This window comes from Telluria sp. AZSoR62 (genome assembly GCF_058111565.1).
In genome coordinates, this window is the sequence record NZ_JBYTST010000574.1 from 1 (window position 1) to 238 (window position 238).

Sequence of the window (238 nt, forward strand, 5' to 3'; positions counted from 1 at the left end):
CCCAACAAATACAACATAAAAACATTCCATTTTTTCTCATCACGATCAGAAATAGCTGCCTCTCCCGGATCAACATCATGATAACGCGGCAGTGTATCCACTTGGCTGAGCATGTGTAGATATTCTTGTTGAATCAACTGAACATGGGCTGTTACAGCATTTAAGGCTGGATTGATTGTGTTGATATCAAAAAAAGTTGGACGCTGCTGCCCACCAATGTAACGTGCAAAAAAGCGAT

The 238-nt window shown here is 41.2% G+C and carries 1 pseudogene; it reads right to left on the reverse strand.

Features of this window, described 5'->3' with window-relative positions:
- Positions 1–238, reverse strand: a pseudogene (locus AC3XQU_RS24805) (aspartyl/asparaginyl beta-hydroxylase domain-containing protein); the annotation flags it as partial.